Source organism: Chryseobacterium sp. CH25 (assembly GCF_004119455.1).
Lineage (GTDB): Bacteria > Bacteroidota > Bacteroidia > Flavobacteriales > Weeksellaceae > Chryseobacterium.
In genome coordinates this window covers 18,157-32,880 of sequence record NZ_NRQT01000012.1, presented here as the reverse complement: position 1 = coordinate 32,880, position 14,724 = coordinate 18,157, and the positions used below count along the sequence as shown (strand labels likewise).

General features: G+C 36.0%; 13 protein-coding genes. 6 read left to right on the top strand and 7 right to left on the bottom strand.

Going from position 1 to position 14,724, the window contains the following annotated elements; translation table 11 throughout:
• Position 1 precedes the first annotated feature (1 nt).
• The gene (locus BOQ64_RS20440) at positions 2–622 is read right to left on the bottom strand and encodes a DUF2807 domain-containing protein (protein ID WP_262708787.1); all 621 of its coding nucleotides are present in this window, start codon (positions 620–622) and stop codon (positions 2–4) included.
• A 95-nt stretch (positions 623–717) separates the two neighbouring features.
• A complete protein-coding gene (locus tag BOQ64_RS24240) occupies positions 718–816 on the bottom strand; it encodes a lipoprotein (protein WP_228448501.1) in 99 nt (32 codons plus the stop codon).
• Between the two features lie 253 nt (positions 817–1,069).
• Between BOQ64_RS24240 and BOQ64_RS20435 the strand changes: the two genes are divergently transcribed.
• The 3 genes from BOQ64_RS20435 to BOQ64_RS20425 all read left to right on the top strand — a co-directional run bounded on the left by BOQ64_RS20435 (position 1,070) and on the right by BOQ64_RS20425 (position 4,422).
• Positions 1,070–3,211, top strand: a complete 2,142-nt coding sequence (locus tag BOQ64_RS20435; protein ID WP_129058608.1) for a M3 family metallopeptidase — start codon at positions 1,070–1,072, stop codon at positions 3,209–3,211.
• A gap of 236 nt (positions 3,212–3,447) precedes the next feature.
• Positions 3,448–3,825, top strand: a complete 378-nt coding sequence (locus BOQ64_RS20430) for a YchJ family protein (RefSeq protein WP_129058607.1) — start codon at positions 3,448–3,450, stop codon at positions 3,823–3,825.
• A 3-nt stretch (positions 3,826–3,828) separates the two neighbouring features.
• Positions 3,829–4,422, top strand: coding sequence for a hypothetical protein (locus tag BOQ64_RS20425; protein WP_129058606.1), 594 nt, complete (start codon positions 3,829–3,831; stop codon positions 4,420–4,422).
• Positions 4,423–4,628: 206 nt separating this feature from the next.
• On the opposite strand, the gene BOQ64_RS20420 is transcribed toward BOQ64_RS20425, so the two are convergent.
• The 3 genes from BOQ64_RS20420 to BOQ64_RS20410 form a co-directional block, all read right to left on the bottom strand.
• Positions 4,629–5,129 carry a peptidylprolyl isomerase gene (locus tag BOQ64_RS20420; protein ID WP_129058605.1) on the bottom strand — a complete coding sequence of 167 codons (501 nt, stop codon included), beginning with the start codon at positions 5,127–5,129 and terminating at the stop codon, positions 4,629–4,631.
• Between the two features lie 237 nt (positions 5,130–5,366).
• Positions 5,367–5,615, bottom strand: a complete 249-nt coding sequence (locus BOQ64_RS20415) for a VF530 family DNA-binding protein (protein ID WP_129059831.1) — start codon at positions 5,613–5,615, stop codon at positions 5,367–5,369.
• A gap of 5 nt (positions 5,616–5,620) precedes the next feature.
• Positions 5,621–6,442: a hypothetical protein gene (locus tag BOQ64_RS20410; RefSeq protein ID WP_129058603.1), complete on the bottom strand. Its 822-nt coding sequence runs from the start codon at positions 6,440–6,442 to the stop codon at positions 5,621–5,623.
• A 168-nt stretch (positions 6,443–6,610) separates the two neighbouring features.
• Between BOQ64_RS20410 and BOQ64_RS23255 the strand changes: the two genes are divergently transcribed.
• The 3 genes from BOQ64_RS23255 to BOQ64_RS20400 all read left to right on the top strand — a co-directional run bounded on the left by BOQ64_RS23255 (position 6,611) and on the right by BOQ64_RS20400 (position 11,077).
• Positions 6,611–6,763 (top strand): hypothetical protein, encoded by a 153-nt coding sequence (locus BOQ64_RS23255; RefSeq protein ID WP_164975860.1) that lies wholly within the window; start codon positions 6,611–6,613, stop codon positions 6,761–6,763.
• Positions 6,764–6,832: 69 nt separating this feature from the next.
• Positions 6,833–8,038: an exonuclease SbcCD subunit D gene (locus BOQ64_RS20405; RefSeq protein WP_129058602.1), complete on the top strand. Its 1,206-nt coding sequence runs from the start codon at positions 6,833–6,835 to the stop codon at positions 8,036–8,038.
• Positions 8,039–8,041: 3 nt separating this feature from the next.
• On the top strand, positions 8,042–11,077 hold the full coding sequence (locus BOQ64_RS20400) for an AAA family ATPase (RefSeq protein WP_129058601.1): 3,036 nt from the start codon (positions 8,042–8,044) through the stop codon (positions 11,075–11,077).
• Positions 11,078–11,158: 81 nt separating this feature from the next.
• Here the strand turns inward: BOQ64_RS20400 and BOQ64_RS20395 are convergent, their stop codons facing one another.
• Together BOQ64_RS20395 and BOQ64_RS20390 are read right to left on the bottom strand one after the other, a co-directional pair.
• Positions 11,159–12,184 carry an LLM class flavin-dependent oxidoreductase gene (locus BOQ64_RS20395; protein WP_129058600.1) on the bottom strand — a complete coding sequence of 342 codons (1,026 nt, stop codon included), beginning with the start codon at positions 12,182–12,184 and terminating at the stop codon, positions 11,159–11,161.
• A 376-nt stretch (positions 12,185–12,560) separates the two neighbouring features.
• Positions 12,561–14,699 carry a S9 family peptidase gene (locus BOQ64_RS20390; RefSeq protein WP_129058598.1) on the bottom strand — a complete coding sequence of 713 codons (2,139 nt, stop codon included), beginning with the start codon at positions 14,697–14,699 and terminating at the stop codon, positions 12,561–12,563.
• Positions 14,700–14,724 lie beyond the last annotated feature (25 nt).

Below are 14,724 nucleotides of genomic sequence, written 5' to 3'. Positions count from 1 at the left end.
TTTATTGGATGTTCACACTTCCGCCGCTACTTTCTTCTTTAGTAACGCTTTTAAGGTCTCCTTTTTTAGCGATATCAACGCTTCCCCCTGAAGAGGCTTCTGCCTTAACGGAAGAAACTGCGCTGATATGAATGCTGGCCCCACTGGATGCATCAGCCACTACATTATCTGCAATCACTTCCCTAGCTGAAATGCTGCTGCCTGAAGAAGAACTGATATCAGCATTTTTAGCTTTTCCGGAAATATCAATACTTGATCCTGATGAAGATTCTATATCAAGATTTACAGCCCAGATCTTCCCACTGAAGCTACTGCTGCTATCTGTATTAATATTGAATTCGTTAGCTTCAAGATTTCCGGAGATACTTCCTGCACTTGATACTTCAATATCAGTTTTTTCCTGAGTAAATTTATCTTTTACATTAATGCTTGCTGCAGATTCTGCTGTCAGTTTTGTAAAATCTCTGGTATAAATTTTTGCAGTAACTTTATTAATATTCATTACCCTGATTCCTTTCTTGTAGTGAATGTGTACTTTTCCACCTTCGTTCTCTACAAGTATTTCATCAATGATACTTTGAGGGGCTGAAATCACTATTTTTTCAGTATCTGACTTTACAATTTCTGCATCTATTGCCTGAGAAACCTGAATTTCATCAAAATCTCCATTGAATTCTCTCTGCTGAATAGGTCCTGCTTCCTTATTGATTACTTTCTCTACCCAGCCATTATTTTCTTTATTTTTTTCTCATGTCTTTCATTACATGAGGCTAAAACCACTAAGGCTGAAAAAATAAAAAGAGTTCTTTTTTTCATGTTTATTATTTTTTATAGATTATTTTTTGATTATAATTTAATAACAACTAAAATATAAAAAATATTACATCTTCATCTCATTATCCTTTTAATCTCTATAATTTAACTGTTGGGAAATATTGTATAAAAGCAAAGGTCTTATTTCTATTTATATAAAAATGTTTAAAACAGCTGTTTTATTAAATACATAGACTAAAATATCCACTGTAAGGCAAGTTTTTAATATCTTTATACTTTAATAACAACTATATTTATGAAGAATATTTCATCGGTATTATTAATTTCTGCCTTGGCGTTCAATCAATCTTGTACTACAATGAAACAGACCGATACTCAACAGGAACTTCCTGCCCCTGATCCATCATTATCTTCAAACCCTTTTATGAAGAAGAGCAAGCTTCAGTACGAAGCTCCGGAGTTTGACAAAATTAAAAACGAACATTTTAAACCGGCTTTTGAATTCGGATTAAAGCAACATGCTGCTGAAATTGAGAAAATTGCCAATAACCCTGCTTCCCCTACTTTTGAAAATACCATTGTTGCATTGGAAAAAAGTGGTGAAGTACTGAGAAGAGCACAGATTGTATTCTCAAACTTAACAAGTGCGAATACGAACCCTACTCTACAGGCTTTGGATGAAGAATATGCTCCTATTTTTGCAGCACATTCTGATAAAATGTACCTGAATGAAAATCTTTATAAAAGAATCAAATCAATCAAAGAAGACGGATTAGATCCTGAAAGCAAGAGATTGGTACAATATTATAAGCAAAACTTTGAGATTGCAGGAGCTAATCTTTCTGCTGCAGATAAGGAAACATTGAAGCAGATCAACCAGGAATTAGCTTCACTTTCTACTCAATATGCCAATAAATTATTGGAAGCAAGAAAACAAGGTGGTGTATTCTTTTCTGACGCAAAAGAACTGGATGGACTTTCTGCTGATGAAATTGCAGCGGCTGCAGCTGATGCTAAAACAGCAGGACAACCAGGAAAATATCTTCTTGCTCTACAAAATACAACCCAACAACCTCTTTTGCAAAACCTAAAAAACAGAGCGACCAGAGAAAAGCTATTCAAAGCTTCATGGACAAGAGCTGAAAAGGGTGATGCTAACGATACAAGAGAAACGATTGAAAAACTAGCTAAAATCAGATTGAAGAAAGCTCAGATTCTTGGTAAAAAGAATTTCGCAGAATGGAAGCTTCAGGATCAGATGGCGAAAACCCCTGAAGCTGCTACTAAGCTGATGAACCAGGTTGCCACACCAGCAGTTGAAACTGCAAGACGTGAAGCTAAAGATATCCAGGATCTAATCGATCAGCAAAAAGGCGGTTTCAAAGTAGAACCTTGGGACTGGAATTTCTATGCTGAACAGGTAAGAAAAGCTAAATTTGACCTTGACGAGAGTGAAATTAAACCTTACTTCGAAATCACAACCGTTTTAGAAAAAGGAGTTTTCTTTGCTGCTGAAAAATTCTATGGATTAACTTTCAAAAAGAGAACTGATCTTCCAGTTTACCACCCAGATGTAGTGACTTATGAAGTTTTCGATCATGATGGAAAATCTATCGCCATCTATTACCTGGATTTCTACACTAGAGATTCTAAAAATGGAGGTGCATGGATGAGCAACTTCGTAGAGCAGTCTTATCTGATGGGAACAAAACCGGTCATTGTAAACTGCTACAATTATCAGAAACCTGCTCCTGGAAAACCATCATTAATTAGTTTTGATGATGTTTCGACAATCTTCCATGAATTTGGACACTCTATCCACGGAATGTTTGCAAGCCAGAAGTATCCGTCTCTTTCAGGAACAAATGTACCAAGAGACTTTGTGGAATTCCCTTCTCAAATCAACGAACACTGGGCACTTGACCCAATGGTTATCAAGAACTATGCGGTTCATTATGAAACAAAGCAACCTATTCCTCAGGCTCTGGTAGATAAAATTAAAAAAGCAGCTACCTTCAACCAAGGGTATATGACTACGGAATTGATTTCTGCAGCAGCTTTAGATATGGATTGGCATTCTGTAACCAATGACAGCCAGTTTATCCCTGTTTTAGATTTTGAAAAACAATCTTTAACAAACCACGGATTTACCTTAGCAACAGTTCCACCAAGATACCATACGCCTTATTTTGCCCACATTTGGGGTGGCGGATATTCAGCTGGATATTATGCTTATCTATGGTCTGAAACATTGGATAACGATGCATGGGAATGGATCAGCAAAAACGGTGGATTAACAAGAGAGAACGGTGACCGTTTCAGAAAATATATTCTTTCTGTAGGAAATTCTGTAGATCTTAACCAGGCATTCAGAGATTTCACAGGACACGATCCGGATATTAAACCTTTATTAAGAAACAGAGGGTTTATTAAATAATACCAAGGAAGCATTCTTTTTTAAGAGTGCTTCTTTTTTTGATCTAAGCCTAAAATTATTCTCGCAGATCAGGCAAATAACGCAGATCTGATTAAAGCAAAACCTGAAAGATAAGCTCAATGGGGAAATAAATTTTGGCTAAAGCTAATGGATTGGTTACATAGTTAGAACGGGCTAAAACCCGTTCCTATTGATATTTATTATATTTTTGCAACTTAAAATTTTAAATCAAAAAAATGAATTGTCCCTGCTGTTCAGGAAAATCCTACGAAGAATGTTGTAAGCCTTATCATACCGGAGAAAAACATGCTCCTACTGCTGAAGCATTAATGCGTTCCCGATTTTCCGCCTTTGCTATTCCGAATGGTGAATATTTAATGGAAACAACCCTTCCGGGAAAACGAAAATATCATAACAAAAGGGATCTACAGGAATGGGGAGAAATTAATGAATGGACAAAACTGGAAATCGTTCAAACTCCTGCTCTGAATCATATAGAGTTTAAGGCTTATTATACCGATCAGGACGGACATCCTCAAATTCATCATGAGTTTTCTGTTTTCCAGAAAATGCATGAACGCTGGTATTATGTTTCAGGTGAATTTTTAGATTAAAATATGAAGAAGATTTTTATGTACACATTGCTGCTTATGCTTTGTAGCTTTAGTGTTTTCAAAGCACAAACCGCTGAAGATAAAAAGGAGATTTCTATAGCTGTGACCGATATCTTAAAAGGTTTCCAGAACAAAAATGGCGATCTCATGAATAAATATGTGAACGAAACCTATGGAGTAGGCATCCTTTTTAAAAGTGGCGGGGATCTTGGATTTGTTTTAAATGAGAATATTGATTTCGGTATGTCATTAGATTACATTCAAAAGGCCTGGAATATCAGAAATCAATTTCCGGTACAATTTGATACTACGCTTGAGTATGATGTAAAAAATAAACAGTGGAAAAAAGAAGGATTATCAGCTCAGTTTAATTCTAATGCTGTTAATAATTATGCTGACAAGTTCTTAGAGCAATACTCGGTTAAAGATCAGGAAATTTTTAAGATCAATTCCAATCCTAAAAATGTTGTTTTTGTAACACTTGCTGAAAACAGTAAGGAAAATGCTCCAGTTAACGGATTCAGATTTATCATGACGAAGATTGATGGAAAATGGTTTCTTACGTTGATTGATGTGACGGAGCATGATGCGGAGTAAGAGTTTGATATAACCACCCCGTCAAATCGAAGATTTGACACCCCTCCAGCGGAGGGGAATGCCAAACATTATTTGACTATTATTACTTATAAGAAAATACCTCACAGAAAATTCTGTGAGGTATTTTTATTTTATGTCAGATTGAGATCTTTATAAAAAATCCAATCAAAAAAATGTCCGAAAAAAATCGGACATCATATTATTTTTTAGTGACCCTCAGTTCCGTCAATCCCGTGAGCGTGACCGTGAGATAATTCCTCTTCTGTTGCAGGACGAGTGTTTAAAACTTCAACCTGGAAATCTAACACTTTACCAGCCATTGGGTGGTTAAGGTCTGCTACTACAGCTTCAGGAGTTACTTCTACTACAAAAGCCTGGAAGTTATTCCCTTGGTTGTCTGATAAAGGTAAAATTGCTCCAATTGGAGGAGTTCCTGATTCTTTGAACATTTCAATTGGTAATTGAGCAATAGCATCAGGTTGTCTTTCTCCGTAAGCTTCTTCAGGCTGAATTACAAAAGCAGCTGTATCACCAGCTTTCAAACCAAGGATATTCTCTTCAAATTTTGGAATCATCATTCCAACACCATACAAAAATGTAAGTGGGTTTTCTGCTGTTGTTTCTTCTACTAGAACTTTAGTTCCATCTGCTTCGATAGTGTGAAGGATATACTTTACAGCTACAACGTGGTTGTTTTCGATTGTCATATTTTCTTTTTTGTCGTGATTTTTTTCTCACGATTAATAATACAAATATACTCTTTTTGAAATGAATTAAACAGATCGGAAGCTGGGAGAAGGAAGAAGGAAGCTATGAAAGACATAAAAAACAATTATTGCTCTTTTTTCATCCCAAAACAGAACCATGAATTTTAATCCATGAACGATCAGAAGTTGTAAGACCAGCAAAAACTTCCGATATCATTCATCCAGCTTCCATCACTGCTACTTCTTATTCCTGGCTTCGTCTCTTTTTTTCTGTCTTAAAACATACAGATACAAGCTTTCAACTTTCGCTCTGGCCCAATCTGTTTTCCGTAAAAACTTCAATGATGAATTGATACTCGGGTTATCTGTAAAACATTTGATATTGATCTGTTTTCCCAACTCCTCAAAGCCCTGATAGTATTCTACCAATTCTTCAAGAATGGCATCAAGTCTTTTTCCGTGTAAAGGGTCTTTTGATTCTGACATTATTTTTATTTATTTTCTTTATTATCTTTATCTGCCATCTTTTCATACTCTTCAGAAGTCATGATATCCAAATCATTTGATTTACAGTCCCAATGGCTCACATACTTTTTAGATACAACAGTATAATAATTCCAGTTGGTAAACCTCTGATAAAGCATCAATGTACAAATATCTGTTGGGGTTATTTCCTGCCAGTTTTCCAAAACATGGCTATGGGCACCCCCAACGGATCCACCCTTTTCATCAATAATCTTTTGAACAATCATCCCCTGATGTAATTTCTCTACATTTTTAACTTCATTTTTATCATTAAAAGTCATAAGATAATCATTACCAAAAATGACAATATTATCTATAGAAGGCCCTGTAAGTGCATACACTTTTTTCACTCCGTTTCTGATAACAGGAACCAGATTGAGACTGGCATTTTTATAATGTTTAAAAATAGTATCATTCTGTACTCTTTTGATTGCGCTTTGTCTTATACTGAAATAATCCATCTCTTTAGGGGTAAAATCTCTTTCAGTAAAGTCTTTTTGAGCCTTTTCCGGGTTATAACCCGTAGGAAAAGATAGGGTTGCTATTACTTTATTGTTTTTGGAAAAGAAGATACATCTGGGTGTTTTTCCATCGAGATAAGAAAAATATCCCCCTACATTTTCACTCTTAGTATACTGACTCTTAAAGATATCAGTACCATACCAGCTTGCCATTTCACTTTGATATAATTCTACTCCTTCTGCTCTAATTTCGGCATTTCTGGAAATATTCTGACCGTTAATAGATAAACTCAATAAAACAAGCCAAAAAGTTAATACAACTCTCATGTGGAAATAATTTTTTTTCAAAAATACTAATAAAAAAATCTAACTGAAAAAGACTTATTCCAATCATAGATTGAATGATCAATATATTTCAACTTTGCAATTTTGTTTCTTATTTTTGAAGAAGCAATTTTTTATCCATAAAAATTACTCGCTATCAACAAATATGATATGAGCAAAAACAACGAAGCAAACAGGAAAAAAAATAAAAAGCAGATTGAGCAGAAAAAAAAGAAAGCACAAAACGCAGAAGCAGAAAGAAAGGCACGTTTAAAACAAATTCATCAGGATTTCAAAGCAAAGGAAGCTGATGATAAACCATAGAAATCGGTCATTATTTAACCTAATGACCTTTAAAAGCCTATATTTCCTTTAAACATTGATATACTTTTTATGAAAATTCTACATACAGCCGACTGGCATTTAGGAAAACGACTGGACCGCTTTTCCCGGCTGGAAGAACAGGTTTCAGTAATGGAAGAGATCATCACGATTGCTGATGATGAGCATGCAGATATGATCCTTATTGCCGGTGATCTGTTTGATAATTTCAACCCTGCTGTAGAAGCCGTTGAGCTTTTTTATAAGACTCTGAAACGTTTATCGCAGAATGGAAAACGTCCTGTTATTGCTATTTCAGGAAATCATGATTCTCCCAACCTCATCAATGCTCCGGATCCCCTGGCCAGAGAATGCGGAATTATTCTCATAGGTCATCCCAAAGCAGAAATTGTCCCGTTTGAAACAGAACATTTTAAAATTACCCATTCAAAAGAAGGCTTTATAGAAATAAAGATCAATACTATTGATTTCCCTGTGAGACTGTTGCATACTCCTTACGCCAATGAGATCCGTTTGAAGGAATATTTAGGAGAAAATAAGGAAGAAGAGATTAATAATGTCCTTTCCAGAGCCTGGAAAGATCTTGCAAACGAGTTTTGTGATGAAAACGGAATCAACCTTCTCACCGCTCATTTATACATGAATAAAAGAGATGCTGACATTCTGGAAGAACCTGAAGGTGAAAAACCAATTAAAATCGGGAATGCAGATCTTATTTATTCTGATAGTATTCCTGAGCAGATTCAATATACAGCATTAGGCCATCTACATGGTTTTCAGAATATCGGGACAAAGGAAAGACCTGTCATCTACTCTTCTTCTCCCCTATGCTACAGCTTTAGTGAAGCGGGGCAGACAAAGTATGTTTCAATGATTGATGCAGAACCGGGAAAACCTGTTTCTTATGAAAAAAAGATATTGAAAAGCGGAAGAGCTTTAGTAAGAAAAACGTTTACATCCGTAGATGAAACTGTTCAGTGGCTAAAGGAAAACCCAAATACATTTATTGAATTAACATTAGAAAGTGAAACCTTCTTAACAGCTGATGAACGCAGACTGATCTATCAGTCCCATACAGGAATTGTTCATTTGATTCCTAAAGTTAAAAACCAGGAATCCAATGAAGAAACAAGTCATGAAATTAATCTCAATCAGAATATAGAAACCCTGTTCAAAGATTATTTTAAATCAAAAAATGCAGGCCAGGAAGCCAATGAAGAACTGATGAAATTGTTTAACGAAATTTTAAATGCCTAAGCTATGATTCCTGTTCAATTAACAGTTGAAGGTCTGTATTCTTATCAGGAGCGCCAGACTATTGATTTCAAAAATCTTACGGAAGCCGGATTATTCGGTATTTTCGGAGCAGTAGGTTCCGGAAAGTCATCGGTTCTTGAAGCCATCTCGTTTGCTTTATATGGGGAAACCGAACGTCTGAATATGCGTGATAAAAGAGCGTATAACATGATGAATTTAAAATCAAACACCTCTTATATTGAGTTTGATTTTATTAATTATGAAAATAAACTGTTCCGCGCTACCAGGGATTTCAGACGGAATTCTAAAAAGTTTGAGGATGTAAAACCTTATTCAGTAACATTCTATGAGAATAGTAACGGAAAATGGATTCCTTTGGATCATTCCAATGCAGAAGAGATTATCGGTTTAAGCTATTCCAACTTTAAACGTACTATCATCATTCCTCAGGGACAGTTTAAGGAGTTTCTTGAATTGGGTGCAGCAGAGAGAACCAATATGATGAAGGAAATTTTCAGCCTTCAGCGTTATGATCTGCAGAATAATGTTTCAGCTTTAAATGCCAGAAACAGATCTGAGTTAGATCAGCTTGAAGGCCAGCTGAAAGGTTTTGAAGAGATCAATGAAGAGAAAATTCAGCTTCAGAAAAACCTGTTGGGTGAGGAACAGAAAAAGCTGGTTCAGGCTAATGAAAAGTTTGAAAAAGTTTCTCAGACTTATCAACAACTGAAAAATTTAAAAACTGATTTTGAAAGTTTAAAACAGAACCAGGAGAATTTCAATAGACTTTCCGAACAGAAATCTCACATGGATGCACTGGAAGCTCAATCAGACCTATATGATCGTACTTTCAGAGCTTTTAGCCCATTGATTGTTGAAAAAAACAGGCTTTCCAAAAGCATTATCGAAAAGAAGAACGAAAAGGAAATTCATACCAAAACCTTACAGGAAACGGAAGGTATTTTTAACGCTGTAAAAGAACAACTGACTGCTCTGGAACCAAAGTTCAAGGCATTGGAGCAATCCAGAATACAGGAAAACGACCTGAATCTAATTGTCCAGATCCTTAAGTTTTATGATGAGATCAAAACACTTAAGGAAAGAACTCAGAAAGGTTCGGAAAAGGTAGCCGAAGTAGAAATCCAAAGGGATGCTATTCAGAAAAAGATTATTGAACTTTCTAAAAATATTGATGTTTTAAAGGAACAAAAGCTTGATACCTCTTTACTTTCAAGTGTAGGTAATTGGTTTATCCAGCAAAAAAACCTCAAAAAATCCCAACAGGAACAGGTTGAAAAAACTGAAAAACAACAGAAACAGATTGAACTGATTGCTGAGGAATTGAAACCTTTTGCTCTTCAGGAAAACTTTAAAGCCGATTTCAATCGTAAAAAAGAAGCTCTGGAAGCTCAAAAAAAGGAACTTTCTCAAAAACTCGATCACTTGAAGATTCAAAAAGAACTTTCCCGTTTTGCCAGTGAACTTCATGATGGAGAGGCTTGCCCACTATGTGGATCTCAGGAACATCCGCATATTGTGGAATTTCATGATGTAAATGCTGAATTACAGGAGATTCAGGAGAAAATTAAAACTATTGAGCAGGAAACACAGCAACTTCAGCAACAGGAAAATACTATAGAGAAAATTCTGGATAGAAAGAAGATCTTTGAGGAACAATTAGCCTCTGAACAGAAAGTTCTTCAGCAGATCCAAAAAGATTTAGAGAACCATCTTCAACAGTTTACATGGAAGCCATTCAGTCCGGATCAAGAGAATGATTTTGAGAAAAAAAGATTGGAGTCTTTTGCTGTGGAAAAGAAGATTGAAGAAACAGATAAAACAATCAGTCTTGAACGCGAAACTCTGGAAAAGGAAAATAAAGTTCTTGAAAAATATAAAAATGCTTTGGAGACTTTCAAGCTGGAAGAGGCTACGAAGCAAAAAGAAATTAACATCAGTCTTTCCAACCTTAAAATTTTGGAATGGGAGCCTTATGCTTCAAAATCGGTAACAGAAGTTGAAGAGGTTTACCAAAAATTAGTGCAATCCAACACGGAAACAGAACAACTGTATCAAAAGGCATTTCAGCAGGAAAAAGATCTTACACCAAAACTTGCAGAACAGAAGACTATTGTTGACCAGACTGAAAAGCAGATTGTAGCACTTGAAAAAGAAATTTCAGAGAATCAACAGACTATTGATAAAGCTTTAAATGAGCAGAACTTCACAACTTTTAATGAAGTGGAAAATATTCTGCAGCAGGAAATCAATCTTCAGGAAGCCAGAACAAGAATTCAACAGTTTAAAATTGATTTTGAAACCCTGAAAAAAGTAATTGAAGGACTCGAATTGAAACTGAAAGATCTTTCCTTTGATGATGAACAGTTTTCATTGGCTGAAAAACAGTTTGAAGAAGCTCAGACTGAATTAAAACAAATCAACGATGCTGTTGTCACTATGGCTGCTGAAAAAGAAAGGTTAGAGAAGGAATACAAGAAAAAAGAAGAACTTCTAAAAGAGTTGTCAACACTACAAAAACGTTCTGAAAACCTGAAACTGATGATGAACCTGTTTAAAGGAGCAGGCTTTGTACAATATGTTTCATCTATCTATCTGAGACAGCTTTGCGATCATGCCAATTCTCGCTTCCATAGAATGACCAGAAATCAATTAAGTTTACAGCTTAATGAAAATAACGATTTTGAAATCATCGACTACCTCAACGAAGGCAGAAGCAGAAGTGTAAAAACACTTTCCGGTGGACAGGCATTCCAGGTATCTTTAAGTCTTGCCTTAGCGTTGGCAGAAAGTGTACAGTCCAATGCTCAGGCTGATAAAAACTTTTTCTTTATTGATGAAGGTTTCGGAACTCAGGACACAGAGTCAGTAAATATTGTATTTGAAACATTGACCAACCTGATGAAGGAAAACAGAATTGTGGGGATTATCTCTCACGTAGAAGAGCTTAAAGAGAAGATTCCTACAGCTCTTAACATTGTCAAAGATGAGGAAAGAGGAAGTTTAATTGAGATCATCTAACTTTTAATTTAAAACCACAAAAGCACAAAAGTATTTTAAAATAAAGCTTTTGTGACTTTTGTGGTTAAATACTATCTGTAATTACAGGTTTTGAACCAATGGTTTTACTTCTTTCCCAAATAACTCAATAGATTTCATCATGATATCATGAGCCGGATCACCAATATCCATGTGTCCAATGAATCTTGTGATACCAAAGATCTCTTTCATATAAGCAATTTTATCTGCTACTTCAGCCGGACTTCCGATGAATAATGCTCCATCTTTACTTCTTCCGCCATCATACTGCATTTTTGTATAAGGAGCCCAGCCTCTTGAAGACCCAATCCTATCCATCTGAGACTTATAGTTATGGAAATATCCGTCTACTACATTCTGATCGTCACTTACAAAAGTATGTGAGTGAATCGCAATCTGCATTTTAGACATATCATGTCCTGCTTTCTGGTATTCCTGTTTGTAGAATTCGATCAGGTTTTTAAACTGAATCGGCATTCCACCAATGATCGCTACCACTAAAGGCATTCCTAGCTGAGCAGCACTTAAAACAGATTGTGGCGTTCCTCCTACGGCTCTCCAAATTGAAAGTTTCCCGTCATTTTTTGCTCTTGGATATACAGTCTGGTCTTTCATTGGAGCACGAAGTTTCCCAGACCAGGTTACATTTTCTTCAGAATTAATTTTTAATAATAAATCTAGCTTTTCATCAAAGAGCTCTTCATAATCATTCAAAGAATAACCGTATAATGGGAATGATTCAATGAAACTTCCACGTCCTACAAATATTTCTGCCCTACCATTGGAAATAAGATCCAATGTTGAAAAATCCTCATATACTTTTACCGGTTCTGATGAACTCAAAACTGTTACTCCACTTGCTAATTTTATATTTTTTGTAATGCTTGCTGCTGCTGCCAATACCATCTCTGGTGAGGAAACAGCATAATCCGGACGGTGATGTTCTCCCATCGCAAAAACATCTATTCCTACCTCATCCATGAATTTTACCTGTTCCAATATTTCATGAATCTTGGTTCCTGCATCTCTATATTTCCCGGTTGACTGGTCGAAAGCCAAGTCACCGAACATTCCTATTCCTAATTCCATATTGTTGATTTTGATTTTATACAGGCAAAGTTACGGCTATGAAAAGGTTTATCCATTGATGTTTGATAAGATCGGTAATATGGTTTAATGAATGATGTTGGAAAAACGCAAAGGCGCAAAGAAATTAAAAAGGATGCTGTTGTAAGGCGTAAGAAAATCAAAGATTTTCAGCAAGAGTTACGCTTATTTTTTGCCACGAATGCACGAATTTCTTTTTATCTGCGAATATTAATGGCAATTATAAAACGGTGTACAATTTTATCTCAGATAAAATCTTTGCGCCTTAAAACAGCATTATATTAAGTGTTCATTGCGCCTTTGCGTTATCCAACAGTACATCAACAAAAAATCCAACCAAAATGGCTGGATTTTATTATTATTTTTTCAGATTCTGATCAAAATAATCTGTGATTTTCTGCATCAGGTGAACTCTGTCTTTTCCGATCACATTATGCGGATGTCCCGGATAAGCAAAGTAATCTAACTGAACTCCATTGTCTACCGCTGATTTGATGAACTTAATAGAATGCTGCCATACAACGACATCATCCTGTGCCCCGTGAATCATTAACAGTTTTCCTTTCAGGTTCTGAACTTTATCTAAAAGATTAGCATTTGCATATCCCTGTGGATTTTCCTGCGGAGTGTCCATATATCTTTCCCCGTACATGATTTCGTACATATTCCATTCGATAACTGGCCCACCAGCTACTCCTACTTTGAATACATCAGGTTTACGAAGCATGAAACTAGTGGTCATGAATCCACCGAAGCTCCATCCGTGAATACCCATTTTATCCCCATCTACATAAGGAAGTGATTTCAGATAATCTACTCCTTTCATCTGGTCGTTCATCTCTGTTGTTCCCAGGTTTCTGAAAACAGCCTGCTCGAACTTCATTCCACGGTTAGCAGAACCTCTTCCATCCATTGTGAAAATAATATATCCGTTTTGAGCCATATATTCATACCAAAGATTTCCTGAAGCCGGGAAGCTGTTCGTAATCAACTGTAGGTGTGGCCCGTTGTATAAGTAAACAATCGTTGGATATTTCTTATTCGGATCAAAATTGGTTGGCAGAATAATCTTTCCATATAAAGGAGTTCCATCATCAGCTTTTAATTCTACATTTTTAATTTCCGGTCTCTGATAATTTTTTAAAGTATTTTCAGAAGTAAGGATGTTTGTAGATTTTAAATTGGATGTATTGATAATGTTTCCTACTCTTGGAGTGTTTGCATTGCTATAAGTATCATACAGATAGTTTCCGTCACTGCTCAAAACTCCGGCATGCATACCTTCAGCAGTATCCAGTCTTTCCATCTTGAAGTTGGCCCAGTTGATCTTGTACAAATGTCTTTCCAAAGGAGTTTCTTTTGTAGAAGTAAAGAAAATCTCTTTTTTCTTTTCATTAAATCCTAAAATATCGGTTACCAGCCAGTCTCCTTTTGTGATCTGAGCCACCAATCCTTTTTCAAGATTATAATGGAATAAGTGATTGTATCCTGTTCTCTGGCTCTGCCAGATGAAATCTGTATTTGAGTTCGGGAAGAATGTAAGCGGATGTTGTGGCTCAACATATTTGCTGTCTTTTTCTTCAAATAAAGTCTTTACCAGTGTTCCTGTAACGGCATCATACTGATTCATTTTCATATGATTCTGCCCTCTGTTCAATACACCTACAAAAATATATTTTGAGTCAGGGCTCCATGTAACTGCTGTCAGATACTGATCTTTTTCACCTTCAATCTTCAGGAAAGTAGTTGCCTGCGTTTTGATATTGAAAATCCCTATTGTTACCTGATGAGAGGTTTGCCCAGCCATTGGGTATTTGATGTTATGGTTAACAGCCGGAGTTACAGACCAGTCAATGATTGGATAGTCTGCTACCATAGTCTGGTCCATTTTATAGAATGCTACGCTTTCAGAGTTGGGTGCCGGGAAAATCCCCGTATCAATTCCAAATTCGTTTCTGTGAACCGTCTGACCGCTGATGATATTCTCATTAGCTTCATTGGTAACGGCAATAGTTTTCCCGTTTTTATTAACAAATAAATTATTCTTTGCTGTAAAGGCAAAAGTCTGCCCGTCACCAAACATTTTTACATTAGCTGCATCCTGATCTACCGTTGTTGAATTTTTTACTTTCCAGTCGTTTCCTGATTTTTCAATCCAGAACATTTTACCGTTTGTGTTGAAATATCCGTTAGATATTCCTGTAAACTTAATAGGTGGAACAGATTTCAGTTTATTATCTGCAAACTGCCTGTTCAACTGTGTCAGAGATATCAGAGTATCCTGCTTGTTTGTTTTTAAATCTGTAGCCAGATATCCACCTTTTACAGACTGGATATAGGATTTACCATCTGCAGACCATGAAAACTGTGATATATTTTTCACGGCAAGGTTGGTTCTCATTCCATTTACAGCCTCCGCCATCGTAAACTTCTGTGTCTGGGCAAACGCTGAGCTTCCCAAAACAAGCATCAATAAAGAAAATTTATGTAATTTCATTGTATAAAATTGAATCCATCAAAAA

What these genes read in the sequence shown, in the direction of transcription:
- BOQ64_RS24240 (WP_228448501.1), bottom strand. Translation starts at nt 816, where the DNA reads ATGAAAAAAAGAACTCTTTTTATTTTTTCAGCCTTAGTGGTTTTAGCC.
- BOQ64_RS20435 (WP_129058608.1), top strand. Translation starts at nt 1,070, where the DNA reads ATGAAGAATATTTCATCGGTATTATTAATTTCTGCCTTGGCGTTCAAT.
- BOQ64_RS20430 (WP_129058607.1), top strand. Translation starts at nt 3,448, where the DNA reads ATGAATTGTCCCTGCTGTTCAGGAAAATCCTACGAAGAATGTTGTAAG.
- BOQ64_RS20425 (WP_129058606.1), top strand. Translation starts at nt 3,829, where the DNA reads ATGAAGAAGATTTTTATGTACACATTGCTGCTTATGCTTTGTAGCTTT.
- BOQ64_RS20420 (WP_129058605.1), bottom strand. Translation starts at nt 5,129, where the DNA reads ATGACAATCGAAAACAACCACGTTGTAGCTGTAAAGTATATCCTTCAC.
- BOQ64_RS20415 (WP_129059831.1), bottom strand. Translation starts at nt 5,615, where the DNA reads ATGTCAGAATCAAAAGACCCTTTACACGGAAAAAGACTTGATGCCATT.
- BOQ64_RS20410 (WP_129058603.1), bottom strand. Translation starts at nt 6,442, where the DNA reads ATGAGAGTTGTATTAACTTTTTGGCTTGTTTTATTGAGTTTATCTATT.
- BOQ64_RS23255 (WP_164975860.1), top strand. Translation starts at nt 6,611, where the DNA reads ATGAGCAAAAACAACGAAGCAAACAGGAAAAAAAATAAAAAGCAGATT.
- BOQ64_RS20405 (WP_129058602.1), top strand. Translation starts at nt 6,833, where the DNA reads ATGAAAATTCTACATACAGCCGACTGGCATTTAGGAAAACGACTGGAC.
- BOQ64_RS20400 (WP_129058601.1), top strand. Translation starts at nt 8,042, where the DNA reads ATGATTCCTGTTCAATTAACAGTTGAAGGTCTGTATTCTTATCAGGAG.
- BOQ64_RS20395 (WP_129058600.1), bottom strand. Translation starts at nt 12,184, where the DNA reads ATGGAATTAGGAATAGGAATGTTCGGTGACTTGGCTTTCGACCAGTCA.
- BOQ64_RS20390 (WP_129058598.1), bottom strand. Translation starts at nt 14,699, where the DNA reads ATGAAATTACATAAATTTTCTTTATTGATGCTTGTTTTGGGAAGCTCA.